At 69.1% G+C, this 26,361-nt stretch carries 17 protein-coding genes; 6 read left to right on the forward strand and 11 right to left on the reverse strand.

Annotated features, from left to right (window positions below; all coding sequences use genetic code 11):
- Positions 1-1,557 carry a phage tail sheath family protein gene (locus ABD231_RS06115; RefSeq protein ID WP_344146310.1) on the reverse strand — a complete coding sequence of 519 codons (1,557 nt, stop codon included), beginning with the start codon at positions 1,555-1,557 and terminating at the stop codon, positions 1-3.
- 241 nt (positions 1,558-1,798) lie between these two features.
- Here ABD231_RS06115 and ABD231_RS06120 point away from each other — a divergent pair, with 241 nt between their 5' ends.
- The gene (locus ABD231_RS06120; protein ID WP_344146313.1) at positions 1,799-2,155 is read left to right on the forward strand and encodes a cupin domain-containing protein; all 357 of its coding nucleotides are present in this window, start codon (positions 1,799-1,801) and stop codon (positions 2,153-2,155) included.
- Positions 2,155-2,772, forward strand: coding sequence for a class I SAM-dependent methyltransferase (locus ABD231_RS06125; protein ID WP_344146316.1), 618 nt, complete (start codon positions 2,155-2,157; stop codon positions 2,770-2,772). The genes ABD231_RS06120 and ABD231_RS06125 overlap by 1 nt, the downstream gene beginning before the upstream one ends.
- On the opposite strand, the gene ABD231_RS06130 is transcribed toward ABD231_RS06125, so the two are convergent.
- The 3 genes from ABD231_RS06130 to ABD231_RS06140 are packed head-to-tail and all read right to left on the reverse strand — an operon-like array spanning position 2,762 to position 8,501.
- Positions 2,762-5,866: a hypothetical protein gene (locus ABD231_RS06130; RefSeq protein WP_344146319.1), complete on the reverse strand. Its 3,105-nt coding sequence runs from the start codon at positions 5,864-5,866 to the stop codon at positions 2,762-2,764. The genes ABD231_RS06125 and ABD231_RS06130 overlap by 11 nt on opposite strands.
- Positions 5,866-7,866 carry an ATP-binding protein gene (locus ABD231_RS06135; RefSeq protein WP_344146322.1) on the reverse strand — a complete coding sequence of 667 codons (2,001 nt, stop codon included), beginning with the start codon at positions 7,864-7,866 and terminating at the stop codon, positions 5,866-5,868. The genes ABD231_RS06130 and ABD231_RS06135 overlap by 1 nt, the downstream gene beginning before the upstream one ends.
- Positions 7,863-8,501, reverse strand: coding sequence for a Pvc16 family protein (locus ABD231_RS06140; protein ID WP_344146325.1), 639 nt, complete (start codon positions 8,499-8,501; stop codon positions 7,863-7,865). The genes ABD231_RS06135 and ABD231_RS06140 overlap by 4 nt, the downstream gene beginning before the upstream one ends.
- A gap of 171 nt (positions 8,502-8,672) precedes the next feature.
- Between ABD231_RS06140 and ABD231_RS06145 the strand changes: the two genes are divergently transcribed.
- Positions 8,673-14,354: a choice-of-anchor D domain-containing protein gene (locus tag ABD231_RS06145; RefSeq protein ID WP_344146328.1), complete on the forward strand. Its 5,682-nt coding sequence runs from the start codon at positions 8,673-8,675 to the stop codon at positions 14,352-14,354.
- A 56-nt stretch (positions 14,355-14,410) separates the two neighbouring features.
- Here ABD231_RS06145 and ABD231_RS06150 read toward each other — a convergent pair whose 3' ends face one another.
- The 3 genes from ABD231_RS06150 to ABD231_RS06160 all read right to left on the reverse strand — a co-directional run bounded on the left by ABD231_RS06150 (position 14,411) and on the right by ABD231_RS06160 (position 16,424).
- Entirely contained in the window at positions 14,411-15,076 is a 666-nt protein-coding gene (locus ABD231_RS06150; RefSeq protein WP_344146331.1) for a helix-turn-helix transcriptional regulator, read from the reverse strand.
- 314 nt (positions 15,077-15,390) lie between these two features.
- Complete coding sequence (gene aroQ / locus ABD231_RS06155) at positions 15,391-15,828, reverse strand: type II 3-dehydroquinate dehydratase (RefSeq protein WP_344146334.1); 438 nt, start codon at positions 15,826-15,828, stop codon at positions 15,391-15,393.
- Between the two features lie 5 nt (positions 15,829-15,833).
- Complete coding sequence (locus ABD231_RS06160; protein WP_344146337.1) at positions 15,834-16,424, reverse strand: TetR/AcrR family transcriptional regulator; 591 nt, start codon at positions 16,422-16,424, stop codon at positions 15,834-15,836.
- 64 nt (positions 16,425-16,488) lie between these two features.
- On the opposite strand from ABD231_RS06160, the gene ABD231_RS06165 reads away from it, so the two are divergent.
- Positions 16,489-18,480, forward strand: coding sequence for a HelD family protein (locus ABD231_RS06165; protein WP_344146340.1), 1,992 nt, complete (start codon positions 16,489-16,491; stop codon positions 18,478-18,480).
- Here the strand turns inward: ABD231_RS06165 and ABD231_RS06170 are convergent.
- Positions 18,466-21,321 carry a helix-turn-helix transcriptional regulator gene (locus ABD231_RS06170; protein ID WP_344146343.1) on the reverse strand — a complete coding sequence of 952 codons (2,856 nt, stop codon included), beginning with the start codon at positions 21,319-21,321 and terminating at the stop codon, positions 18,466-18,468. The genes ABD231_RS06165 and ABD231_RS06170 overlap by 15 nt on opposite strands.
- A 119-nt stretch (positions 21,322-21,440) precedes the next feature.
- Between ABD231_RS06170 and ABD231_RS06175 the strand changes: the two genes are divergently transcribed.
- Entirely contained in the window at positions 21,441-22,667 is a 1,227-nt protein-coding gene (locus tag ABD231_RS06175; RefSeq protein ID WP_344146345.1) for an SGNH/GDSL hydrolase family protein, read from the forward strand.
- 28 nt (positions 22,668-22,695) lie between these two features.
- The gene (locus tag ABD231_RS06180) at positions 22,696-23,541 is read left to right on the forward strand and encodes an NAD(P)H-binding protein (RefSeq protein ID WP_344146348.1); all 846 of its coding nucleotides are present in this window, start codon (positions 22,696-22,698) and stop codon (positions 23,539-23,541) included.
- Here the strand turns inward: ABD231_RS06180 and aroB are convergent.
- Genes aroB through aroC form a run of 3 tightly spaced genes read right to left on the reverse strand, consistent with a single transcriptional unit; the run spans position 23,534 to position 26,330 of the window.
- On the reverse strand, positions 23,534-24,631 hold the full coding sequence (aroB, locus tag ABD231_RS06185; RefSeq protein ID WP_344146351.1) for a 3-dehydroquinate synthase: 1,098 nt from the start codon (positions 24,629-24,631) through the stop codon (positions 23,534-23,536). The genes ABD231_RS06180 and aroB overlap by 8 nt on opposite strands.
- A complete protein-coding gene (locus ABD231_RS06190) occupies positions 24,628-25,128 on the reverse strand; it encodes a shikimate kinase (RefSeq protein ID WP_344146354.1) in 501 nt (166 codons plus the stop codon). Before ABD231_RS06190 ends, aroB begins: the two co-directional genes overlap by 4 nt.
- Complete coding sequence (gene aroC / locus ABD231_RS06195) at positions 25,125-26,330, reverse strand: chorismate synthase (protein WP_344146357.1); 1,206 nt, start codon at positions 26,328-26,330, stop codon at positions 25,125-25,127. The genes ABD231_RS06190 and aroC overlap by 4 nt, the downstream gene beginning before the upstream one ends.
- Between the last annotated feature and the right edge of the window lie 31 nt (positions 26,331-26,361).

Consider the following 26,361-nt stretch of genomic DNA (forward strand, 5'->3'; position numbering starts at 1 on the left):
TTACTCGTTGACGAGGCTGGTGCCGCCGGAGAACTGCGACAGCTGGAACACCACGAACTCGGCCGGCTTCACCGGCGCGATACCGATCTGGCAGGTCACCTGACCGGCGTCGATCGCCTCGGCCGGGTTGGTCTCCCGGTCGCACTTCACGTAGAACGCCTCGTCCGGAGTGAGCCCGAACAACGCTCCCTTGCGCCACTCGTTCACCAGGAAGGCGCTGATGGTACGGCGGACGCGCGCCCACAGCGCGTCGTCGTTCGGCTCGAAGACCACCCACTGGGTGCCGTTGAGGATCGACTCCTCCATGTAGTTGAAGAGCCGGCGCACGTTGATGTACCGCCACGCCGGGTCCGAGGAGAGCGTGCGGGCGCCCCAGATCCGGATGCCGCGGCCCGGGAACGCGCGGAGAGCGTTCACTCCGACCGGGTTCAGCAGGTCGTGCTCGGCCTTGGTGATCACGGTCTCGAGTGCGATCGCGCCGCGGACGACCTCGTTCGCCGGGGCCTTGTGCACACCGCGGGACTCGTCGGTGCGGGCCCAGATGCCGGCTGCGTGACCGGACGGCGGGACCAGGATGTTGCGGCCGGACGCCGGGTCGAACGTCTTCGCCCAGGGCCAGTACAGGGCGGCGTACCGTGAGTCGTAGCCGGCCTGGTTCATCCGCCAGTCCTTGATCTGCTGGGCGTTCAGCCCGGGCGGCGGGTCGATGATCGCCATCCGGTTGCCCATCAGCTCGCAGTGCGTGATGACGGCCTGCTGGACCGAGTGCACGGTCTCCAGGTCGATCGCGCCGCGCTGGTAGGCGCTCATCAGGTCCGGTACGGCGACGATCGTGACGTCCTCGATCGCTTCCAGGCTGGAGAATCCGGTCCGGTCGGCGACGTCACCGACGTAATCGGCGGCACCGACTCCTTCGCCGGTCGCGGCCGGGGCCGGCGGGGCCACCAGCGACTTCTTGCCCTTGGCAACCGGTTCGAGGGCGGCCGACTGGGTCAGCTCCTCGACCTTGACCAGCTTGGACTTGGCGTTCACCACGGTCGCGACGTTGTTCGCCTTGTCGGCGCGGCGGTCCGGGACGACCGGGTCGTACTCCTCGGTCGGGCGGCCGTTCGCGCGCACGGTCAGCTTGATCGCACCCTCGGGCGCGTTCTCGGTCCCGCTGTCGGCGACCTCGACGGTGACGTCGGGGCTCTTGCCGTTCGCGCTCTCGATCGCGGTCACCTTGTAGTGGCCGAGGGTGGTCTGCGGCGCACCGGCCGGCAGCTCCTTGGGCGTCTGGCCGTTACCGGCCGACTCGCCACCGATCCGGATGATGTACGCCGCCGAGCCGCCGTTCTGGATGTAGCCGAAGACGGCGTGGGCCAGGTACGACCCCTCGACGAAATCACCGAAGGTCTGGGTGAACTGCGTCCAGTTGGTGATGAGCGTCGGGGTGTTCAGCGGGCCCTTCTCGGCGAAGCCGACGAACGCGGCGACCGCGGTACCGACGCCTTCGATCGGCCGCTGCCCGGCCTCCACCTCCTCGACGTAGACACCGGGCGACAGGTAGGTCGGCATTTTCACTCCTTCGAGCTGGTCTGGGTCTCGTACCCAAGCCTCAGGGCTGACGGCGTTCGCCGGTACGTCCGCGCGGACTGGGCCCGGGGAAGGAAGCGGTGCACCATCGGGCAGGCGCGTCACCGGTCGGTAAGCAGAGCTGTTCTTGACAAGGCCGGACAACCGGCGTGCTATGCAAAGAGGGATATCTAGGCGGGGACGGATGGTTGCCTGGGGCGCCCCCCGGGGAGAGGGAGACATCATGTCCGGCAAGCAGAGCATCGACAGCCCGCACGAGCGGCGCACCTTCAAGGACCACGGGCATCTGGACGTGGTCACCCTCGGCGAGTTCACCCTCGGGCGCGCGGTCTTCGAGCCCGGCTGGCGCTGGTCCGAGGACGTCAAACCGATCGCCGGCACCGAGTCCTGCCAGGTGCACCACACCGGTCTGTGCCTCTCGGGTCAGATGACCGTCCGGTTCAACGACGGCCAGGAGCTCGACCTCGGGCCCGGCGACGTGGTCGACATCGATCCCGGCCACGACGCGTGGACGGTCGGCGACGAGGCGTGCGTGATCCTCGACACCGGTATCGCCGGCTACGCCAAGCCCACGAGCTGATGAGCCTGTACCGGCGCGGGGTGCTGCCGCGCGTGATCAACTGTGCCTGTGGCGCCAAATCGGCGTACCCGAGTCGTCGTCGTGTCTGTGCCGGTCTGTCCGGCGAGGTCATCGAGATCGGCTTCGGGTCCGGGCACAATGTCCCGTTCTATCCGGAAACGGTCACTCGGGTCGCGGCGGTCGAGCCGGCGGATCTGGCGTGGAAGCTCGCCACCAAGCGGGTGACGGCCAGCAGCGTGCCGGTGGAACGGTCGGGCCTGGACGGGCAGGCGCTCCCCTTCCCCGACGACAGCTTCGACGCTGCGCTGTCGACGTGGACCATGTGCACGATCCCCGACCTCGATGCTGCGTTGCTCGAGCTCCGGCGGGTACTGCGGCCTGGTGGCAAGCTGCATTTCCTCGAGCACGGGTATGCGCCGGACGAGTCGGTACTGCGGTGGCAGCGCAGGCTGGAGCCGACGAACAAGCGGTTGTTCGGCGGCTGTCACCTGACGCGGAGGATCGGTGACGCCGTGACAGCGGCCGGTTTCGACATCGTCGAGATCGAGCAGTTCTACGAGAAGGGGGCGCCACGGCCGATGGCAGCGCTCAATCTCGGGATCGCCGTCAGAGCTTGAACATGTCGTTGCCGAAGGCCTGCTGATGGAGGTGGTTGCAGTAGAGCTTGTTCGGCTCGGGTTTGGCCGCCTCGTTCTCGTCCAGCCCGGCCTGTTTGGCCGCCTCACGGATCTTGGTCAGCGTGTCCCGCCACGGCGGGTAGACCTTGTCCCGGAGGTTGCTGAAGGCACCTTCCATGTCGATCACACTCGGCTTGCCGAACCAGTCGTCGCGCCGGGCGAGCTCCTTCTGGATGATCCAGAACTGCGCGCCCTGCGCGGCCTCGAACCCGGTCAGCGCCTGTTTGTGCCCGTCGATCGCGACCTTCGCGGTCGCCTTGGCCACCTCGGCGGTCTCCTGGTCGGATTGCTCTTTGGTCGGCGGGCCCATGGTCGCGAGCGCATCCGGACCACCGGTCGCGACGCGTTGGTTGATCAGGTAGGCGCGGCCGGCCAGCGCCCGCCGCCGGTCCGACAGCCGGACCATCATCTCGCCGAACGCACCTTCGCTGAACTCGTTCTTCTTCGCCAGCATGTCGGTCGCGAGCTTGTCTAGCTTGGTTGTCGTCGTGGTGACGAGTTCGAGCGCGTCCTTGTTCTTCCCGGTGCCTTCCAGCGCCAGGACCGGCGCCACCGAGTCGTCCTCGACCAGCTTCGCGAAGACCGCCTTCTCGGCACTCAACTCCCCCGGCCACTCGTACACCGCGCCACCATCGGTCCGCCCGACACCGCGCACGATCGAGGCCAGGTACGTCGGTGCGTCGTCGACCCCATCGCCGTAGTGCGCGATCAGTCGGGCGATCTGCTTATGGTCGTTGCCGGCGGCTACGATTCGCGACCGTAACCCCATCCAACCGGACCGGTCCCGCGGTCGCGCGACCGGCCGTCCCCAGCCGACCGGGTCCTGGGCCGCGCCGAAGATCCGGTCGAAGTCGGAGTCGGCCAGCTTCATGCCGATCACTTCAGTCTTCTCCTCGGCCGGTTTCGAGGCGCCAGTCACCAACCCGACGGTCGAGGCGATCGGGCTCTTCTTGAAACTTTCGGCGTACTTCGTGGCAGTCGCGCCGAGGTCGGTGTCGGACGTCGTCCGGCTCAGATCGCCGGTCGCCGAGCCGCCCGGGTCGATCGTCGTACTGACCGCCGTCTTCTCGCTGTGCCCGACCTTGACCAGGCCTGCGACGTCGAGCTCAGCTCCGCCGCCGGCCTTACCCGTGTTGGTCTCGGTCGTTCCCTTCGCGTCCTTGGTGGTCGTCGTCTCGAACCCGCTGGCGTTGGAGAAACTGAGGTTGACGCCGCCGACCCCCGCGGTCGTGGTCTGACTGCCTTCGGTACCAGTGGTCGCTGTGTCGCTCGCGATCAGCTTCGGGTGCTCGGCGCCGTACGCGCGCAGAGCGGCGATCGACATCCGGCCCGAGATCTCCGCGAAGTGCTGCGCGTACGCCGGATCTGTCCGGTCCAGCTCGAAGGTCACGGCGTCGGCGTGCTTGTCGGTCTTCGTCCCGCTGACCCCCATCGACGCGGCACCCGACGACGCCGAGGCGGAACCCGTCACGCTCTCGCTGTCGGTCTCCGCGGTCGTGATGCTGATCTTGTCGCCCTTGCGGGACAGGCTGCGCTTGAGGCTCTTGCTCGCCTTGCCGGACAGGCCGCCCTTGGCGCCGAACCCACCGCCGCTCGCGCCGGCCTCGCCACCACCCTCGACACTGCCGGCCACCTCGAACGACGCGCTGCCACCGTCGTCCAGTTGCGATGCGGCTTCGGGCGACAGGGCAGAGTTCAGCCCGGTCATCAGAGCCTTGGCGGCGTCCAGCTTGCCGTCGGCAACCAGCTTGATGATCTGCAACTCTTTCTCGGAGCCGGTCTTGTTGTCGACCGCGCCGAGATAGCGCTTGGTCTGTTCCTCGGGGTAGATGTGGACAAAGGTCGCCGTACCGGAGATGCTGCCGCTGAGAGATCCACCCATGTTGCCCTTGGCACCGGTTGTGGCCGACTCCTCCTCCTGGCTCTCGGTGGCGCCGAGTTTGCCGCCGAGGTTGATCGTCATCGTGATCTGGTAGCGCAGCGGCTCACCCTCGACCTTGGCGACATCGAGCAGGAACTTGCCGTCCAGGCCGGAAGTCCTGGAGGACTTGACGCCGTCCTTCTCGGTGCTTGTCGACTTGCCGATGTTGCCGGTGGCACCGACTCCATCCGGCCCGGCGAGCAGGCCGCCGCCCTTGCTGGTCTTGGTTTCCTGACCATCCGTGGTCGTTGAACTGCTCGAGTTCACGCCGAGCTGACCGCCGCCGCGGCTGACCCCGAAGGTGTCCTTCCGCGTCGTCTTGTCGTCCTTGACCTCGGCGCTCTTCGTGTACCCGCCGGTGCCGAGGGACTGCGATGTCGTCGTACTGCTCGAGGTCGTGACACCGGCCGCGGTCGTCGACGAACTTCCGGACTGTTCGCCCCAGGTCCCGGTGATGCCGCCGGGTCCGATCGCGAGACCGCTCGTCTTCGAGTTGCTGGTCGAGTTCAGCGCGCCTTCGGCGGTCTTGCTGAGCGTGGCCGTGCTGTCGGTGGTCTTGGTGGACCAGCCGGAGGTGTCGATCGTGCTCGTCGTCGAATGACTGCGAGTCGTCGAGACTCCGTTGGTGACGTCGGTCTCGACCCAGCCGGGCTTCTTGGTGACGATGCCGTCCGGGCCTAGCTGAGTGCCGCCCTCGGTGGTCTCGTTCTGCTGGGGCACATAGGCCTTGGTACCGCGGCGGACCATCATGTCGTTGAGCGGGCCGAGGCCGATCGAGGCGTCATCGAGCATCAGCAGGTCCTGGTTCGTGACGGACAGGTCCTTGAAGAGCTGATCGCGGCGCGCAGCCAGGGCGGTTCGGTCCGCGATGCCCTTCTCGGTGATCTCGCCGGCCGCCTCAAGTTCTTCGAGCCGCAGGAGCGCCGCGTTGTGGGTGTCGTAGTCGAGCTGCAGAACCTTGCGTTCATCCATCAACTTGCCGCGAAACGCCTCGGCCTGCAGGCGGGTCTCGACGAACGCCTGGTTCCCGGCGCCTGGATCCGCTGCGGGCCCATCCGGACCAGCCGGCCGGGACACCGGTCCGGCGGGCGCGTCCGCGTAGTCGTTCTCCATCAGCGCGCTCCCGGTGGCAGGCGGCCCAGCTTGGTGTACTCGTGCTCGATCGCGGTCATCAGGTCATCGAGCGTGACCGCGCGCGCCCCGGCCGCGGCGTAGTACGCCGCCGTCACCGCGGCCGAGCGGATGTCACCGCCGGACAATTCGAAGTGCGCTGCGACTGTGAGGTCGAGGGAGGGGTCTCGGGGGACATTGCGGCCCAGACAGCGATCCCAGAGGAGTACGCGTTCGGCTTCTTCGGGTTGGGGGAAGTGGATGATCAGGTCGAGCCGGCGGCTGAACGCCTCGTCCAGGTTGGCGCGCAGGTTCGTGGTCAGGATCGCGAGACCGTCGAAACTCTCCATCCGCTGCAGGAGGTAGGCGACTTCCACGTTCGCGTAGCGGTCGCGGGCGTCCGAGACCTCCGAGCGCTTGCCGAAGATCGCGTCGGCCTCGTCGAACAGCAGTACGCCGTTCACTCCGGTGGCCTCGGTGAACACGCGCTCGAGATTCTTCTCGGTCTCACCGATGTACTTGTCGATCACGGTCGCCAGGTCGACGACGTACAGGTCGACGCCGAGTTCGGCCGCGATCACCTCGGCCGAGAGTGTCTTGCCGGTGCCGGATTCGCCGGTGAACAACGCCGAGACGCCGGCCCCGCGGCCGCCGCCGGGACGCATGCCCCAGCCACGAATCACCTGCTCGCGATGACGCGCGCGGATCGCGAGTTCCCGCAGCCGGGCGAGCTGTTCCTCGGGCAGGACAAGATCGCTCCAGGTGACGGCCGGCTGGATGCGGCGGGCGAGTCTCTCCAGACCCGCGCCGTTCTGCGAGCGCGCTCCGGCCCGCAGTACGTCGCCTGTGACCAGAACCCCGTCGACTTCGGCGCGCGTGGTCGCGGCCTCGGCGGTGCGGACGATCTGGTCGACGCCGAGCCGGAAGGTGTTGGTTTCCGCGGCCGCATCCAGGCCGGGTGATGCCGTGGGCAACAAAGCGTGCCAGAGGGTGCCGCGCTGCGATTCGGTCAGCAGAGGTGGGTCGAGCGTTGCCGGTACCACCGATGCCCAGGCCGGATCCCAGGTCGGGACGCCGGTCAGGACGGTGTGAACGGGTACCACGGCGAGCGCCCGCAGTACGTCGATCGGCGCCGACTCGACCGGTCCGGCGAGGATCCCGGCGGAACGGAGGCGCGCCTGGCGGGCCGCCGTACGGGCGAAGACGATCGGGTCGGTGTCCTTGGCCAGCTTGGTCAGATCGAGAGCCAGGACACCGAGATCGAGTTTGGAGAACGCGGCTGCGGCCAAGCCTGGACCTGCGCTGCCGGGTCGCTCGCGCAGGTAAACGGGACGGCCGGGTTGGAGGCCGCGCACGATCCGCTCCTCCAGTTCGCCGTACACGATCAACGGCGGTGGGACGGTCACGTCGAGCAACATCGGTTCGGTCGCGTAGCCGCCGACCAGGTACGCCGTGACTGGGTCCGGGACACGCAAGGCCCGGCCGAGGAACGGTCTGGACGGTGACTCGATCTCGATCAGCCCACCGGCCATCAGCGGTGCGGCGACGTCGAATCGCCCACGAGCCAAGGGATCCGCGGCCGGTACGCCGAGCAGGTCGAACACCAGGCGGGCTGTCGCCCGGCGCTGCGACACGTCGTCGTTCAAGTAGCCGTACAGCTGCTCGAATCGCGCATCGAGGTCGGGCGCGATGACAGTCAGCAGGATCTCGGTGTCGAGCTCGGTCAGCCCGAAGGCATGGACGAGCCGGCGCAACCGCGGTATCGACCCGTCGACTTCGGCCGCGTCGGCCTCGGCCTCGATGACGGCCAGACGTTCGGTGAGGTCCGGTGGCGCGGTCGGGCGGCCGTCCAGGATCCCGTCGATCACCGCCGGGCTCAGGTAGAGACCGCGGAACGCGTCATCCGGCGCTGGATCGGTACGGCGGCGCAGTTCGACCAGGACGCGGACCCGGTCCTCGACCAGGCTCAGTCGCCCGAGCAGGTGCCGCAAGTGCGAGCTCATCCGCGCGGAGCCCGCTTGCGGCCGATCTGTTTCTCAGATCGCTGGGGAGCGCTCTCTGCGGCGTTCTCGGGCGTGTCCTTGTCCGACAGCGCGACCCGCAGCGGCTCGTCGATCGCCGGCCCGGCATCCCGCGAGCGCCCAGCCTCGATCGGCAGCGACAGCACCACATCGATCGACGGCCGCAACTCCCCACCCAGCGCGGACCAAACGTCCGCGAACGACCGGTCATCCTCCGGCGGCAGCCCCACCGACAACCCCACCGGCGAAGGTGCCTCCGGCAACAACTCCGGCGGCACCAGATCATGCACCAGCAACGTGTCCAGCAACTGCCCCAGCAGCCGATGCTCGTCCTCAGCTCGCTGCCCCCACACGCTCAACAGGTAAAACAGCCGAAAGATCCGCGGCGGCGTCTGCCGCGCAACCACCCGCCCGTCATCCCCCAGCCGCGGTACCAACCCACTCGACCGACGCCGCGTATCCTCGCGAATGTCGTACAGGAACAAGTTCACCGCCGGCCCGTTCCGCTTCGCCGCCCACTCCTTCGTCGGCGCATCGAACACCACCTGCACCCGCGACGCGTCAAGCAGCTCGCGGCGCAACAACGCGGCAAGGGCAGCATCGGCTTCGGAAATCACCCGCCCAAGGTATGGTCGGAACCAACCACGACGGCAGGTGCGCCCGCGCCGTAGCGAGGACCCTCCGGGCTGCCCCTTCAGGCACATTGCGCACTAGGGCAGACCGCACTGCCCCCCAAGCCGCACGTCACGCTCTGCCGCTCCCCCGCCGCACCGAGTTTGCTGGACGGCGTGAGCCGTATCCCGCGTGTCCCGACCGCCATCATCACCGCCGCAGCCCTGCTAGCGGCGGGCCTCGCCGTGCTGAACTTCGGTCGCGGAGCAGCCGCCGCCGAGGGGGACCCGCCGATCGTCCACCCGGTCTCGTACCCGGCCAGCCAGAGCCCGTCGTACCGCTCGAGTGTGAGCAGTGACGGGCGAATGGTCGCGTTCGAAGCGGCCGACGGTGAGACGCCGAGCATCTGGCTCAACGATCTGAACGACCCGATGAAGACCACGCGACTGCCCCACCTCCAGGACATGACCGCGGTGATGCCGTCGATGTCGGGAGACGCCGGCCTGATCGCGTTCGCCGGTGGCCTGTTCGGCAGTGTCCAGGGGGGCCTGGTCGCCGACGCGCAGCTGTACGCGCTGAATCGCCGGACGCCGGACAACACGCGGCTCACGCAGGTCACCGGGAACGCCAATGACCTGCCGTTCCAGCGCGTCCTTGCCTGCCTGATCGACGGCGGCTACACCGTCTGCCCGCCGAAGCTTTCCCGGGACGGCACCACGCTGGTCGCGCCGATCCGGCAGTCCGTCGAATCGACCGACCTCGAGCTGACGATCAACGGCCTGCCCGCCCGGACCAGCGCCGGGTTCTATCCGGTGATGGACTTCTGGGCGTTCGACACCTCCGGCGAATCCACGGTGACGCTCAAGAACCGTAGCCAGCAGCCGATCGTGTACCCCGACACCGGACCGGTGATCGAGGGCGACCCGCAGTTCACGATCGCCTCCAGCACCTGTGCGGCAACCCTGCCGGCCAACGCGTCCTGCTCGATCACAGTCAAGTACACCGGCGGCCCCGACTGTACCGTCGAATCGACTGGTGTGCTGCGGTTCAAGTCGGCCGCCGCAGCCGGCCAGACCGCGATCGCGATGACCGCCGGTGGAGAGTGCCCGCGGCTCGCCGCCTTCCCGCCGCAGGCCGCGGCGGCGACGCCCAGCTGCACCGGCCCCAGCGAGTTCGGCCTGTCCAACGCCGCCGAGCCGCAACCAACCGATGCCGCCCACCCGCATCCGTGGTCCTCCCTCGGGCAGGTGACCGCGGGCAGACTCGGCGGTGCGCGGATGACCATCACCAACTCGATGTCCGTGCCACTCGTGCCGAATCTCACCTCCAAGGGCTGCCAGATGAAGCTCGTGCTGCCCGAGGGCACCGAGGAGTACGCCTGCAAGCCCGGGCAGCCGGTGGCTCCGCAGACCAGTTGCACGGCGTACGTCGAGTACACCTTCCCCGACGTCGCGCCGTTCTCCGCGAGCATCCACCTCGGTGACACCGTCTACCGGATCGGCGGTCACTCCGCCCGCAACGCGATCGCCGCCTGGCGTGATCCTGGTGCCTCGGGCGCTTTCGGAGCAGGGCAGATCGTCAGCGTGACCGGCGCGAACGGTGCGGTGCTGGAGAGCGGCACCGACCCGACCGTGTCAGCCGACGGCCGCTGGGTCGGTTTCGTCTCCACGGATCCGTACGGGCGTGCCGCGGACGCCCTCCCGAAGTACTCGGAGCAGGTCTATCTGCACGACACCGACGCCGCGGGCGACCGAAGCTACCGCCCGGGCGAGACCACGCTGGTCTCGCTGAACGCCAACGGCCGCCAGGAGGCCAGCGGGACCGAGCCGTCGGTCTCCGACGACGGTACCCGGATCGCCTTCCGGGGTGCGTCGCACGACGACATCTCCGACCAGGTGTGGGTCCGCGACGTGGTGGCGAAGAAATCCGTCCTCGCCTCGGCCGATACCAACGGCCAGACGTCCGACGACGGGGCCTCCGGTCCCGAGCTGTCCGGCGACGGTTACACGTTGTTCTACCTGTCCGGCTCCGACGACCTCGGCGCCGGTCCCTTGCCCGGCAACCGGGTGATCGCCCGCGATCTCACCAAGGACTTCAGCGGCGGCCGCGGCGTGAACGAGCTGATCTCGCCGCGCTCGTCCGGGACCGGCACTGCCGCCGGAGACCGGTTCATCACGATCAACCAGAACGGAACCCGGGCGACCTTCGCAAGCGTCGACCGGGTGGACGAGTACAACGACGCCGACGAGGAGTCGGATGTGTTCTGGTCGCAGCGGCGTAGTTATGCGACGGGCGCGCCGGACCCCGTCGACCTCGGCACGGCCAAGGTCGGTACGTCGGCGGGGCCGGTGCCGTTCACGGTCACCAACACCGGCACGGTGCCGATCAAGTTCCGGGCGCCGAAGTTCTACAACGAGGAGTTCGCTGCTGCCAGTGACCAGTGTGTCGAGGTCACCATTCGCCCGGGGCAGAGTTGCGCGTTCCTGATCAAGTTCACGCCGCGAGCGATCGGCGTTCGGAAGGGGACTATCGACCTGTTCGATGTGAGCGGCGGCGTCGGCCCCTGGATCATCACCGACCTGACGGGTCGGGGCAGTAGTGATGCGCGGATGCCTGGTGAGACCAAGCATGTGTCGACCAATCGGCTTGAGCATTTGGATCCGGCGGTGAACGACAACGGGCAGTTCGTTGCCTATCGGTCCCGGTGGAGTACCGGCGATCAGCAGTACACCGAGATCAATGTGCGTAACCAGGCCACCGCCGAGATCCGCAAGGTGGGCGATCACCGTGAGGTCGGGCCGCCGACTATTTCGGCGGACGGGACCCGGGTCGCCTACGAGGCGCGGGACAACTCGGACGAGCAGGTGTTCGTCGCGCACGCCTCGGGTGAGCAGCAGGTCACGGGGACGACGTCGGATCTGCGGTACCAGCGGCCGTGTGCCATGGGAACGATGAGCCGGGACTGCCGGCCGGATATCTCCGGTGATGGCAAGACGGTGGCGTTTGCGTCGCACCTCGATCCACTGGCCGGGAGTGGCATCTCGCTGAAGCTGCAGGAGCAGGATGATTCGCTGCACGATGTTCGCGGGCTGATCGACATGGGCCGTGGTGGGCTCAAGCAGTTGCAGGTCAGGTCCGGCTACGCGATCCACTTCGCCGGCAAGGCGAGCGTCGACAGCGGCTCCGGATTCTGGGTCGACGGGACGACCTGCGACGGCGACCTGGCCGCCAACGGCACCTGCACGGTCGACATCCGATACGACGCCTGCGCCGGCCCGGGCATCGGCGTACTGAGACTGAACGGGTCGACCCCGCAGGGTCAGGCCGCGATCGCGCTCGTTGCCAACGGCACCTGTGTCAAGATCAGGAACCAGCCGAAGGTGCGAGCGGCCGCGGAGTGCACGCCGATCCCGGCACCCGATTTCTACCCGGCGCCTTCGACAGAGACGACGTCCGCGGGTAATACCGTGGCCGACGGCGAGCGGGTGTCCATCGGCGCCGTGAAGTACGTCGCCGCCACGGTTCTCGTCCAGGAGACCGTCCAGGACCTCAAGTTCGTGTCCGGCTGCGACTTCGCCATGGTCACCCCGACCGGCCCGGCGCCGGACCGGCCACGCCCGTGCGTTGACGGCGAGCGGCTGCCGGCCGGAACCGCCTGTACGGCGTACGTCGGCTACCGCCCGAGTTCGGTGAACCCGGTGGCGGCGTCGCTGAACATCCAGAACGCGATCCGGTTCACCGGGGCCGGCATCCAGGACGTCGTACTGACTCGAACCGACAGTGCCGGTGACGGGACCTTCGCCGGTGCGCCGGAGATTGTCAGTAAGGACAGCGCCGGTACGGCGGTGCTCGGGTTCGAGCCTTCGGCGTCGGCCGACGGCCGGTACGTCGCGTTCGTCGGCGTCCACGGCCTCGACCAGCCGGGGACGGCGACCGTGCAGGTGTACCGGCGGGACCGGACCGCAGGCACCACCGAGCTCGCCTCGAAGCTTGCCGACGGCAACATCGGTACCGACGACGCGCAGTACCCGTCGATCTCGGCCTCCGGTGACCGGGTCGCCTTCGAGACCCAAGGGATCAGCGATCCGGAGGGGTCGGCCCGCAAGACGAAGGCCGCGCGGGCGGACGGGCCGCCGCACCCGAGCCGGATCTGGGTGCGGGACCTGTCCAGCGGGAAGAGCGTGCTGGCGTCGTCCGCGGCCGGCAAGCCGGGCGAGGACGGTGACGGCTGGAGTCACGAACCGTCACTCTCGGACGACGGAACGACAGTCGGGTTCGCCTCGATGGCCACCGACCTGGTCGAGCAACCTGGCAACGACAAGCAAGGCGTCTACGTCCGCTATCTCGACCCGGACTTCGCCGGAGCGGCCGCGAGCGAGCGGTTCACCGAGCGGGTATCGGTGAATGAGGAAGGCGCCGTGGTCGAGGAGGGCGTCAGCAGGTCGCCGTCGCTGAGCGGCGATGGGGCGTTCACAGCCTTCGAGTCGACCTCCGACCTGGTCGCCGGGACGGCTGACGACGGGCTGTACGACATCTTCACCCGGCGGCGTTTCGCGCAACTGGTGGCGACGCCGGCGAGCGCCGACTTTGGCGCCGTACAGGTTGGGAAGTCGTCGAGTGCGCGCGAGATGGTGGTGAAGAACGTCGGGTATGGACCGGCCGCTGCGGGTCCGGCGGTTGCCTCGGCGCCGTTCGTTGCTGGGGGCAACGTGTGTACGCAGACGCTGCATCGAGGGCAGAGCTGCACGATTGACGCGCGGTTCGCACCTACGGCTGCTGGGCCGGCTACCGGGACGCTGACGTTGCCGAGCAAGCAGGGGTATCTGACTGGGCCGTCGGCTGCGGTTGGGCTGACTGGTACCGGTACGCCGGTGCCGCCGGTGGCTCGGTTCGTGGTCACGCCGGCTTCGTTGACGTTCCCGGCGGTTGAGGTTGGGAAGGCTTCGTCGCCGCAGCCGGTGAAGTTGCAGAACACCGGCGATGTACCGCTGAACGTGGCGGCGACGGTCAACGGGACCGGCGACTTCGGGATCGAGCTCGGCTCTTGTACGACGGTGATGCCGGGGACGACGTGCGACGTACCGGTGACGTTCACGCCGCGGGTCGCGGGGACGCGGACGGGCAGCGTGGTGTTCACCCCGACGTCCGCGGACCCGACGGTCGCGAGCCCGGCGGCGGTGACGGTCGGGTTGAGTGGGGCCGGGACGCCGGGGGCGGCGGTGGCTTCGATGACGGTGGCGCCGCAGGCGGTGGTGTTCGGGCCGCAGATTCTGACGGTGCCTAGTGCGGCGAAGTCGGTTGTGGTCACCAACACGGGCACTGTGCCGCTGCGGCTGACCGGCGTTTCGTCGATCGCCGACTTCAAGTCGGCCGTGACCTGCATTGGGCCGCTACCGCCCGGCAAGTCGTGTGTGATCGCCGTACAGTTCGTGCCTCAGCTCTTGGGCGCGCGAGCTGGGGTGGTCACAGTGTCCGCGACGGCGACTGGTGCGGTGGCGCCGTTCCCGGTGCCGGTGAAGGTTTCCGGTACGACGTTGACGCCGACTCTGCTCGTGGAGCCGCCGGTGGCGCGGCCGGGGCAGATCGTGATTGCGACCGGGACCAACTTCCCGCCGGGGCGGCCCGCCGTACTGGGCTGGGATGTCGGTCTGGGCGGGCAGCCTGCGGTGGCGGACAAGACCGGGAAGTTCGTGGCTCCGGTGCTCGTGTATCGGCGGGATGTGCTGGGGCAGCGGGTGATGACGGCGACCGTGCCGGGGCTGGTGTCATCTTCGGGGAGGCCGTTGCCGGTGAAGAGTCAGCCCGTTCTGGTGATGCCGCTCAGCTACCAGCCGCCGAACTTCGTGCTCCGCTGGTGAACGGCACAAAAAGAACCGGCCCTCGCTTGTGCGAGGGCCGGCGGGTAGAAGGTTGGTCAGATGAGGCCCTCACGCAGCGCGTAAGCGACAGCGTGCGAGCGGTTCTTCAGCTGCAGACGGCTGGTCACGTCGTGGAGGACGTTCTTCACCGTCCGCTCGGAGTACGACAGCTCCCGGGCGATCTCCTGGGTGTCTTTGCCGTCGGCCACCAGGCGCAGTACCTGCGTCTCGCGGTCGGACAGCCCCGTGTGGGAGAGCCCACGCGGTGCCAGCACGTGCCGCTGCATGCGCGACACCTGCCCGAGCAGCCGGCCCAGCAGATCTGCCGGCAGGCTGCCGTCGCCCGCGGCGGCGGTCTGCAGCAGGTGCACGATGCGGTCGGCCGTCGCCTCGGTCCGCCTCAGGACCCCGGACACCCCCAGCTCGACCGCGGTCATCAGCGCGTCGTCGTCGATCGTGCTGCCGATCAGCACGGTACGGCGGCAGCCCCGCTGTGTTGCCGACCGGAGAACCTGGACCGCACCCGCGTCCAGCGCATCCACTGCGATCAGCGCGACCACTGGCGGGGCGGTTCGCTGATCCTGCTGCGCCTGCAGTGCCGTCAGTTCGGCGTCACTGATCAGGGCGATCTCCGGCCGTTGCCTGAGTGCGTGCACCAACCCGAACTGCGAGAGCGGGTCCAGCGCCTTCACCCAAACCGGAATACGTTGTTGCGTCGTCATGCTTGTCACTCCCCCAGAGCGTTGATGAACGGAACGGATCGAATCCGTAGTCACACGAACCCCCAAAATCGTCGATTCCGATCGTGCCCTTGCACCTTCAGCCAGCCTTAAGAGCCGGTGACGGCCGGTATCACGACCCAACGCCTAGCGTGAAGCACCGGCATTTCACCGGCGTCTCACCCCGATCTCTTGGCCCGGCACGCGCTGAAACATCCCCATCAGGCCGGATGAATTGCCCTTCACTCCCCTGATGCACGAAAGGGCAGATTGGTTATGCCGGTCTCATTCCGGAGTCAGCTACACACAGGCAGTGATCAATCTCCGAGGTTGGAGAGCGCTCGCAGCGCCAACCGGTACGAATCCAGCCCGAAACCGGCGATCGTGCCGGTGGCGACGCCGGCGACGACGCTCGTGTGCCGGAATTCCTCCCGGGTCGCCGGGTTGGTCAGGTGGATCTCGATCAGCGGCGCGGTCCGCTGCGCGATCGCGTCCCGCAGCGAGTACGAGTAGTGCGTGAACGCGGCCGGATTCAGTACGACGGGGATCCGCCCGTCGGCCGCTTCGTGCAGCCAGCCGACCAGCTCGGCCTCGTCGTCGGTCTGCCGGACCTCGACGGCGAACCCGAGCTCGGCCCCGACCTTCTCGCACTCGGCCGCGACATCGGCCAGCGTCGCCGACCCGTACTTCTCCGGCTCCCGTGACCCCAGCCGCCCGAGGTTCGGCCCATTCAGCACCAGCACTGTCTCGCTCACGTTGCTCACCCTAGTGGCCGGATCCGCCGGAACGCGCTCTCTGCCTCTCTCAGCGCGGCTGGGTATCGCTTGGTCGCGGACTGACCCCCAGAGAGCGCTCTCCAGTTGCGGTACCCGAGGATCCGCTGGGTCGAGAGCACCTGGGCCGCGAGGAGCTCGGCTTGCAGGTCTCCCCCGAGTACGGCGGCCAGCGCGCGCTCGTCATCGTCCATGAACTCCCGCATCCTCGTCGCCAGCGCCGCCGTGCCGAAGACGAGGTTGTAGTAGGCGAGGACCTGCGGGTGGTCGTTCAGTCCGGTCGTCGGCTCGCGGTCCTTCAGGCCGTTGCGGAAGTGCGCGGCGAGGGTGTCGATCGGGGACTCGGGCGACGCCTGAACCAGTCGGGCCGCCTCGTGGCGGTGGTCGGCGATGCGGTGCATGACGAGGTCCTGCTTGGTGGCGAAGTACTTGAACAGGGTCGGTTTGGAGACATCGGCCGCGGTGGCGATGTCGGCGACCGAGACCTCGTCGAAGCCACGTTCCAGGAAGAGCGCGATCGCCGCCTCGGACAGGGCGTCGTACGTCTGCTGCTTCTTGCGCTCTCGAAGTCCGGTCACCGCACTATGTTAACCTAGGCAAAAGATTGACCGGGTTAATCTTTTTGAGTTTCGAGGGAGTGGGATGCGGGGTCTGGCGGAGGAGCGGGAGTACGCCGAGCAGTGCCGGGAAGCGCTGCGACGGATGGTGAGCGGTGCCCGGGAGAACGTGGTCGTCGGCGAGGACACGTGGGGCGACCGGTACACGGCCGAGCGACTGGGGTTCTACCTCAAGACGCTGGCGCGGGACCTGGCCGAGGAGGGTGACAACCCGCCGTACTTCGGCTTGATCCGGTACGGCGGCGCGGCCGGCGAGCACCGCGATCAGACGTACTACCTCGGCCGGCGGCACATCTCGGACGCGATCGGCCGGCCGCCGATGGTGATCGACTGGCGGGCGCCGGTCTCGACGACCTTCTACCGGGCCTCGCCGACCGATCCCCGCGGTCTCGCGACGCGTCGCCGGTTCGGCTGGTCGGGGAACACGCTCACCAGCTTCGAGGACGAACAGCTGGAGTCCGCGGATCCGGTGGCGGCAGGGTTCGGCAGCGAGCTGGTACGGCGGGAGATCGAGCGCGCGCGGGTTGGTCCGATGCGGGACATCGTGGCGACGATTCAGCCGGAACAGGACGAGGTGGTCCGGACCGAGCTCGAGGTTTCGGTGTGTGTGCAGGGTGCGCCGGGGACCGGGAAGACCGCGGTCGGGCTGCATCGGGCGGCGTACCTGCTGTATGCGCATCGCGCGCGGTTGCAGCGGAACGGCGTGCTGGTGATCGGGCCGAACCGGGCGTTCCTGCACTACATCTCGGCGGTGTTGCCGACTCTCGGCGAGGTCGATGTCGACCAAACCACGGTGGAGGAACTGCTGGCCGGGCGGATCACTGTTCGGGCCACGGACTCGCCGGCAGCGGCGGTGGTCAAGCATTCCGTTCAGATGGCCGAGATCCTCCGGAGAGCGCTCTACGAGCGGATCTCGGTGCCGGAGGACGCGATCGTGGTCCCGGACAGTTCGTACAAGTGGCGGGTGCCTCAGTACGAGTTCGCGGAGATGGTGGCCGAGGCGCGCGCGGAGGCGACGGCGTACCTGATCGGGCGGGAGCGGGTGATCGCGCGCGTCGTGGCGGCGCTGCAGCGGCAGGCCGAGGCGCGGGGGCAGAACTGCAACGGCATCTGGTTGCGGAAGATGGCGCGCGCGGCAACGCCGGCTGTCGAGGCGGTCTGGCCGCTGGTGAAGGCCGACGAGATCCTGGCCGAGATCCTCGGAGAGCGCTCCCTGCTCTCTCGCGCCGCCGCGGATCTGCTGACCGCGGATCAGCAGGACGCGATCGCGTGGCCCCGGCCGCGGAAGGCGAAGACCGCGGCCTGGACCGCAGCCGACGCCGTACTGCTGGACGAGGTGAGCGCTCTCCTGGAACGCGGCGAGACCGCTGGACACGTGATCGTCGACGAGGCGCAGGATCTCTCGCCGATGCAGTGCCGCGCGATCGCCCGGCGCAGTGAGCACGGGTCGATCACGGTTCTCGGGGATCTCGCGCAAGGTACGACGCCGTGGGCGGCCCGGACGTGGAGCGAGCAGCTCGCTCATCTCGGGAAACCCGATGCCGAGCAGGTCGCGCTGACCACCGGGTACCGCGTTCCCACCTCTGTCGTGGAGCTCGCGAACCGGTTGCTGATCGCGTTACCGGTCGAGGTTCCGCAGACCACGTCGTTCCGGAGCGACGGGCTGCTCACGATCACCGAGTCGGACGACATCGTGAGCGCGGTTCAGAGAGCGCTCCCCCACGAAGGCTCGATCGGCGTGATCGCCGCCGACGACCGGATCGGCGAACTCGCCGGCACCCTGAAGGCCGCCGGGATCGAAACCGTCGCACCGGACGGCGACGGTCGAGTGGCCGCCGTACCGGCAAGCCTGGCCAAGGGCCTCGAGTACGACCACGTGATCGCCGTCGAACCCGCCGAGATCGTCGAAGCCGAACCCCGCGGCCTCAACCGCCTCTACGTCATCCTCACCCGAGCCGTTTCTCGCCTGGAAGTCCTCCACACCCGCGAACTCCCCACCCAACTAGACGAGGGCTAGGCGGTGGGCCACGGCGGCCGCTTCGGTACGGCGGGAGACGTTGAGCTTGGCGAGGATGCGGGAGACGTGGACGCCTGCCGTGCTCGGGGAGATGAAGAGTTCGGTGCCGATCTGGCTGTTCGTGCGCCCCGCGGTGAGGAGCCGCAGTACGTCGATCTCGCGACTGGTGAGGCCGAATGGTCTATCCACCGCCGGTTGAGGTGTTTCCGGTACGGCGAGGTCGAGCCGACCGCGCACGGACAGCTGCTCGATCTCGTCGAGCAGCGCCGCCGCACCGAGCTCACGGACCAGTGCGGCGGACTCCCGAAGCCGTTCCTCCGCCGCCACCCGCTGCCCGGCAGTCACTGCTGACTCCGCCGTGCCGAACAAGGCCAATGCCAACTGATACGGCTGTGCGACCTCCCGCCACGCGGAGACCGCAGCGTCCCAAGCAGCCAGCTCGCCGGTGAGCTCGGCGGTAAAGGTCAGGCGGTGGGCGAGTAGTGCTGGACGGTTGGTCGGGGACTTCCCGGCCAGCGCGTCGAGCTCGGCCCGGCGTGACGCGAGCTGGTCCGGCCGGTCGGCCAGCCTGCGTTGCAGCTCCGCTCCTGCGCGCAGTACGGACCAGGGGTCCCCGGAGATAGCGGGGTCGGCCAGAGCCTCCGCCAGGATCCGGTCCGCGGTGACCAGATCTCCCTGCGCGAGGGCGACCCGGCAATGGATCGCAGCCGCGTACACGGGCAACGTCTCCCGCCCGGCCGCAGTGGTGAGTAGCGGCGTCGACTTGTCCACAGCCTGCTGGGCCGCGATCAGATCGCCCTGAGCGAGCGCAATCTCCGCTGCCTGGTCGAGCAGCACACCCGCCATCGCCGCAGGTGGGTCTTCGGCCAGCGCGTCGTCGATGACCTCTCTCGCCTCAGACCACCGGCCCGACAGCCACAGCGCCTGCGCCAGTACTGCGGCCAGATCAGCACCCCTCGAACGCCCCTGCCCCACCCGATAGACCAGCGTGCGCCCCTCCCCGGCCACCACCGCCGCCTGCGCGTAGTCGCCGGAGAGCATCAGCGTGTAGGCCTCGGACAGCAGCGCAGTCAGGGCGGTGTAGTGATACGACGCCGCCTTCGCCAGCTCACCGGCACTCCGAAACAGCCGCAGCGCCTCAGCGGAGTTGCCCGCGAGCCCAGCAGTCCGCCCAGAGGCGAGCAACGCCGTCGCCTGTACGCCGAGCAGCCCGTGCTCGCGGCCGATCCGAAGGGCCTCGTCGGCGTACTGCGCGCTCTGCTGCGGATCACCGTTCCACCGGCTCGCGTTGATCGCCAGCGAACCCAGGAGTCGCCCGCGGAGCTCGACCGGCGCATCGGCGGGCAGCACCTCCAACGCAGCCTCCAGATCCGCGTCCCCGTCGCGACCGACTCGCCGATTGAGGAAGCCGCGAGTGGCAAGTGCCCTGGCGCGCAATGCCTGCTGCCCAGCCGAGGCGAGCGCTGCAGTCGCGTGAGTGATGCCTCGCTCGAACGCACCCGCCGAAGCACACGCCTCCGCAGCCTGCTGCCGTACTGCGGCTCGCGAAGCCCCGAGCCGCGTCTCCGGCTCCGGGACCTCGTCCCACCAGCTCAGCACCCGTTCGAGCATCCGCCACTGCTGCTCGTAGGCAAAAGACCGCTCGGCCTCGGCGGCCGCGTTCCAGGCGGCGTCCAGGGCTCGCGCACGCTCGCCCGCAGCCTCCCAATGTGCCGCCAGCTCCGCGTCGGGCTGAGCCACCAGAGAACGGTCCGCCGCTATCGCCTCGGCACACCGGGCGTTGAGTCGCTGCCATTCGCCGGGCAGTACGTCGTCCACCACCGCGTCCCGCAGCAGCGAGTGGCGGAAGGCGTACCCGTCGCTTCCGACCACCAGGAGTTGCTTCTCGGCCAGTTCGCGCAGAGCCGGCTCCAGATCCGCGTCGGTCAGCCCGGCCACGGCCACCAGCAGGGCATGCGGGACCACGTGACCGGCCACCGCTGCAGCGCGCAGTACCGAGCGGGCGGAGTCGGGAAGCTTCGCCAGCTCCGCAGCCAGCCAGTCTCGCAACGGAGCGGGAGTGCCGTCGGCAGGGTCCGTCGCCAGAGCCTCGACGAAGAGGGGGTTCCCGTCGCTCCGATCGTGGACCCGCGCCACCAGGCCCCGGTCGGGTTCAGTGCCCAGCAGACCGGTCAGCAGCTCGGCAGTCTCGGCCGCGCTCAACGGACCGGGGTTGATGAAGTGCTGCCCTGGCCGCCGGGCGAGGTCAGCGAGGACGGGACGCAGCGGGTCGGTCGCGCCGACGTCGGCGGACCGATAGGTGCAGATGACGAGCAGGCCGGCCTGGTCGAGATTGCGGACCAGGAACGCGAGGAGATCAACACTGGCCGGGTCCGCCCAGTGCAGGTCCTCCAGTACGACGACCAGCGGCCGGTCCGCCGCCAGCCGCTCGAGCAGCGTGAGCAGCTCCTCGAACAGCCGCGACCTGCCCTGGAGCGGATCCAGGTCGACCGCCGCCGGTCCCAGTTCCGGGAGCCATCGCGCCAGGCTCAGGTCACCCGGCGGAAGGAGCTCCCGCATCGCCTCCACGCCGAGGTCGCGGCGCAGCCGCCGCAGTACGGCGAGGAACGGGGCGAACGGCAACTGGTCCGCCCCGAGCTCCAGGCATTCGCCGGTGACCCGGCGCGCGCCCTCCAGTCCGGCGGTGAACTCGCGGACCAGCCGGGATTTCCCGATCCCCGCTTCCCCGGCGACGACGGCAAAGGTGGCCGCCTCCGCCACCGCGACCCGGTACGCCGCCGCCAGCGCCGCCGCCTCGGCGTGCCGCCCGATGAGGACGGGACTCGTTGCGCGGGTGGTCACGGCAGTCATGATGCCAGCCCGGGCGTAAAGAGCCGCGGCCGGCAAAGTAAAGAGCAGGGCGGCCGAACCTGACAGTTCTGTCGATGTCCGGCGGCCCGGATCACGGCAGATTTGCCGGTATGAGAATCCACCGTCTGGCCGTCCCCCTCCTCGCAACCGGCATCCTCGCCGCCCTGTCCGCTCCCACGAGCGCCACCACCGCCACCGCAGCCCGGACCGACCGCTGGACCGGGACCTGGGCCAGCGCGGTTCAGCGCCCGATGGGAGCGACCTGGCAGGGCAAGAACTGGTCGCTCGACGGCTTCGCGAACTCCTCGCTCCGGCAGGTCGTCCGGATCAGCGCCGGTGGTTCCCAACTCCGCGTCCGCCTGTCGAACCGGTACGGAACAGGCCCGCTGCGGCTGACCGGCGCGACCGTCGCCAAGGCCGGGCCAGGCGCCTCGACCGTGCCGGGCACGACGCGCAATCTGACATTCCGGCACCTGGCCTCGGTCGCCGTACCGGCCGGTCAGGACGCCGTCAGCGACGCCACCCCGCTGCGGACCACCGCGCTCGAACGCCTCACGATCACCCTGTACTTCGCGACGCCCACCGGGCCCGCCACCTTCCACGAGTCTGCCGCCGCGACGACGTACCGGGCGTCAGGTGAGCACCGGACCGACCCGAGTGCCGGGGCCTTCCGGGACGAGAGCCACTCGTCGTACTACCTGACGGGTGTCGACGTCGCCGGGACCTCCACCAGATCGGCCGTCGTCGCGTTCGGCGACTCGATCACCGACGGCGTCAGCTCCACCCGGAACGCCGACAACCGCTACCCGGATCAGCTCGCCGAGCGGGTGGCGGCCTCCGGACGGCGGCTCAGCGTGGTCAATGCAGGGCTCTCCGGCAATCGGCTGCTCGCGGACTCGGAGTGCTGCGGCGTCAGCGCGCTGCACAGGTTCCGCCACGACGTGCTCAGCCAGCCGGGCGTTCGCACGGTGATCGTGAGCCAGGGGCTCAACGATCTCGGCTTCAACCCCGACGTGACCGCGGCCCAGCTGATCGCCGGGCATCGCCAACTGATCACCGCCGCGCACCGGTACGGCGTACGGATCGTCGGCGGCACCATCACGCCGATGAAGGGCTCCATGCTCGATTCGGCGCGCGGCGAGCTCGTCCGCCAGCAGGTCAACCAGTGGATCCGCACCAGCGGTGAGTACGACGCAGTTGTCGACTTCGCCGCCGTACTGGCCGACCCGGCCGACCCCACCGCGCTCCGTTCCAGCTACGACGCCGGGGACGCCCTGCACCCCAACGATGCCGGCCTCGCGGCGCTGGCCGCGGCGATCGACATCTCATCCCTGTAAATCACCACTGCAACCCCGAGGAGACATCATGATTCTGGTCACCGCCGCCACCGCTCCCGTCGGCCGCTCGATCGTCGAGCAACTCGTCGCTGCGGGCCGGCCCGTCCGTGCCCTCACCCGCGACCCGGAGAAGTCCGGGCTCCCGGCCGCCGGCGAGGTCGTCGCGGGCGACCTCGGCGATCCCGCCTCGCTGCGATCGGCGATGGAGGGCGTCTCGGCGATCTTCCTGCTGGCGGTCGTCCCGGGGTTCGCGCCGGCTTTCCTCGCCGCCGCCAAGGACGCCGGCGTCCGCCGCATCGTCTTCCAGTCGTCCGAATCGGTCAGCGACGAGGCACCGGAGCAGCCGCATGCCGTCGCCGAGTTCCATCACGCCATCGAGCAGGAACTCCGCGAGTCCGGGCTGGAGTGGACCTTCCTGCGGCTGGAGCTGTCCGCGTCCAACGCGCTCCAGTGGGCCTTCGACGTACCGGCGCAGGTCAAGACCGGTGACGTCGTCCGGGGCCCGTACGCCGATGCCGCCGACGCGCCGATCCACCCGGCCGACTTCGCTGCCGTCGCCATCGAGGCACTGAGCGACGACCGGCACGCCGGCGAGATCTACCGGATCACCGGCCCGGAATCCCTGACTCACGCGGAGCAGATCAAGCTGCTCGGCGAAGCGCTGGGAAGGCCGTTGCGGTACGAGGAGTTGTCCGTCGACGCGGCCCGGGAGGCAATGGGTCCTTACGCACCGGCCGACGCGCTCCTCGACGACTGGGCCCGGCATATCCACGAGCCCGCGCCAGTGAACGACACCGTCGAGAAGCTCATCGGGCGGCCCGGCCGTTCCTACCTGCAGTGGGCGCGCGACTACCAGGCCGACTTCGTCAGCTGATCTCGCCGTACGCCGCGATCAGGAGGCTGGGGTCGGGGGCCTCGAGGATGGTGGGTTTGGCGAGGCCGTCGAGGATGACGAAGCGCAGGCGGTCGGCTCGGGTCTTCTTGTCGAGCTTCATCGCGTCCTGCAGGTGCGGCCAGGCATCGGCTCGGTACGACGTGGGGAGGCCGAGGGACTCCAGTACGGCGCGGTGGCGGTCGGCGGTGGGGTCGTCGAGCCGGCCGGCGGCGCGGGCGAGTTCGGCGACGAAGACCATGCCGATGCTGATGGCGGCGCCGTGGCGCCACTTGTAGCGTTCGGTGCGCTCGATGGCGTGGCCGAGGGTGTGGCCGTAGTTGAGGGCCTCGCGGCCGATCGCGCCACCGACCTCCGTGGTGCGCTCGCGGAGGTCGGCGCCGACCGAATCGGCCTTGACCTGGATGGAGCGGGCGATCAGTTCGGCGGTGGCGTGGTACGCCGGGGTGGAGGCGCCGGCCGGGTCCTTCTCGACGAGGTCGAGGATGACGGGGTCGGCGATGAAACCGCATTTCACGATCTCGGCGAGACCGCTCACGTAGTCGTTGCGGGGCAGGGTTTCCAGGGCGGCGAGGTCGCAGAGGACGCCGGCCGGCTCCCAGAAGGCGCCGACGAGGTTCTTGCCCTCGGCGGTGTTGATGCCGGTCTTGCCGCCGACCGCCGCGTCGACCATGCCGAGCAGAGTGGTCGGGATCGTCACGAACTTGACCCCGCGGAGCCAGGTCGCCGCGACGAACCCGCCCAGGTCGGTCGTGGTGCCGCCGCCGACCGCGACGATCGCGTCCGAGCGGGTGAACCCGGCCTGCCCGAGCACCGACCAGCAGTAGGCCAGCACCTCGGCGGACTTCGCCTCTTCGGCATCCGGGATCTCGATCGCATGCGCGGTGAAGCCGGAGCCGACCAGGTCGTCCCGAATCGCGTCGCCGGTCGAGCGGAGTGCCCGCGGGTGAATCACCGCGACCCGCTGCACGTCCTCGCCCAGCAACCCCGGCAGCTCACCGAGCAGATTGTTGCCGATGACAACGTCGTACGGCGCCGCCGCCGCGACCTGGATGCGCGTCGCGTCGGTCATGCCAGGTGCTCCAGGATCTCGGTGGTGATCTGGTCGGGGGTTTTGCCGTCGGTTTCGACTGTCAGCTTGGCTACCTCGGCGTACAGGGGGCGGCGGGCTTCCATCAGCGTGCGGAGCTGGGTGCGGACGTTGCCGAGGAGCAGTGGGCGGGCGACGCTGAGGCCGACGCGCTTGGCTGCCTCGCCGAGCGAGACGTCCAGGAAAACCACCGTGTGACCGGCTAGGTCGGCGCGGGTGGCCGGGTCGAGGATTGCGCCGCCGCCCAGTGACAGGACCTCACCGTCGCGGGCCAGCGCGGCGACGATTGCCGCGCGCTCCAAGGCACGGAAGTGTTCTTCACCGGAGTCGACGAAGATGTCCGAGATCGGCTTGCCTGCTCCGGTCTCGACATCGGCGTCGGTGTCGCGGTGCGGCACCTGCAGCCGCTCGGCCAGGAGTGCGGCGATGGTCGACTTGCCCGAACCGGGCGGACCGACGAGAACGACAACAGGGCTCACTGCTCGGTCCACTCCCGCGGCGTGATCGTGGTCGGCAGGGCCGCCAGGTACGACTGGTGGTTGCGCGCGGTCTCGCCGACCGAGTCGCCGCCGAACTTCTCCAGCGACACCTCGGCCAGCACGAGTGCCACCATCGCCTCGGCGACGATCCCGGCGGCCGGTACGGCGCACACGTCGGAGCGCTGGTGATGCGCGGCCGCGGCCTCACCGGTGCTGGTGTCGATCGTGCGCAGTGCCCGCGGCACGGTCGCGATCGGCTTCATCGCGGCGCGGACGCGCAGCGTCTCACCGGTACTCATGCCGCCCTCGGTCCCGCCGGAACGGCCGCTGGTACGGCGAACGCTCCCGCCCTCGGCGACGATCTCGTCGTGCGCCTTCGACCCGGGCGTCCGGGCCAGTTCGAACCCGTCGCCGAGCTCGACACCCTTGATCGCCTGAATGCCCATCAGCGCGCCGGCCAACTTGGAATCCAGCCGCCGGTCCCAATGCACGTAGCTGCCGAGACCCGGCGGCAGACCGTCCACGACGACCTCGACAACACCACCGAGGGTGTCACCGGCCTTCTGCGCGGCGTCGATCTCGGCGACCATCTGCTTACTCGCGTCGGCGTCGAGGCACCGCACCGGATCCTCGTCCAGCTTGGCAACATCGGCGTACGACGGGATGACGCCGTACGGCGCTTTGACCGTGCCGAGCTCGACGACGTGGCTGACGATCGTCACGCCGTACGCCTGGCGCAGGAAGCGGGCCGCGACCTCGCCGAGTGCGACGCGCGCCGCGGTCTCCCGCGCGCTGGCCCGCTCGAGCACCGGCCGGGCTTCGTCGAAGCCGTACTTCTGCATCCCCGCGAGGTCGGCGTGACCGGGACGCGGCCGCGTCAGCGGCGCGTTCCGGGCGAGGTCGGCGAGTGTGGCCGGATCCACCGGATCCGCGCTCATCACCTGCTGCCACTTCGGCCACTCGGTGTTCCCGACCTGGATCGCACACGGGCTCCCCATGGTCACCCCATGCCGGAACCCGCCGAGAAACGTCACCTCGTCCCGCTCGAACTTCATCCGGGCACCGCGGCCATACCCCAGCCGACGACGGGCCAGAGCATCGGCCACATCGTCCGTGGTGACCTGGACCCCAGCGGGAAGACCTTCGAGTACGGCGACGAGCGCTTGTCCGTGCGACTCGCCGGCGGTAAGCCAGCGCAGCATGCCGCCATCCTCCCACGCCCGCTCCGCCCAC

Origin of the sequence: Kribbella yunnanensis, assembly GCF_039529655.1 — a bacterium.
GTDB lineage: Bacteria > Actinomycetota > Actinomycetes > Propionibacteriales > Kribbellaceae > Kribbella > Kribbella yunnanensis.

Excerpts from the sequence above, each read along its gene's own strand:
- ABD231_RS06180 (WP_344146348.1), top strand. The coding sequence starts at position 22,696 with ATGATTCTGGTCACCGCCGCCACCGCTCCCGTCGGCCGCTCGATCGTC.
- ABD231_RS06115 (WP_344146310.1), bottom strand. The coding sequence starts at position 1,557 with ATGCCGACCTACCTGTCGCCCGGTGTCTACGTCGAGGAGGTGGAGGCC.
- ABD231_RS06120 (WP_344146313.1), top strand. The coding sequence starts at position 1,799 with ATGTCCGGCAAGCAGAGCATCGACAGCCCGCACGAGCGGCGCACCTTC.
- ABD231_RS06175 (WP_344146345.1), top strand. The coding sequence starts at position 21,441 with ATGAGAATCCACCGTCTGGCCGTCCCCCTCCTCGCAACCGGCATCCTC.
- ABD231_RS06135 (WP_344146322.1), bottom strand. The coding sequence starts at position 7,866 with ATGAGCTCGCACTTGCGGCACCTGCTCGGGCGACTGAGCCTGGTCGAG.
- ABD231_RS06130 (WP_344146319.1), bottom strand. The coding sequence starts at position 5,866 with ATGGAGAACGACTACGCGGACGCGCCCGCCGGACCGGTGTCCCGGCCG.
- ABD231_RS06125 (WP_344146316.1), top strand. The coding sequence starts at position 2,155 with ATGAGCCTGTACCGGCGCGGGGTGCTGCCGCGCGTGATCAACTGTGCC.
- aroC (WP_344146357.1), bottom strand. The coding sequence starts at position 26,330 with ATGCTGCGCTGGCTTACCGCCGGCGAGTCGCACGGACAAGCGCTCGTC.
- aroB (WP_344146351.1), bottom strand. The coding sequence starts at position 24,631 with ATGACCGACGCGACGCGCATCCAGGTCGCGGCGGCGGCGCCGTACGAC.
- ABD231_RS06165 (WP_344146340.1), top strand. The coding sequence starts at position 16,489 with ATGCGGGGTCTGGCGGAGGAGCGGGAGTACGCCGAGCAGTGCCGGGAA.
- ABD231_RS06150 (WP_344146331.1), bottom strand. The coding sequence starts at position 15,076 with ATGACGACGCAACAACGTATTCCGGTTTGGGTGAAGGCGCTGGACCCG.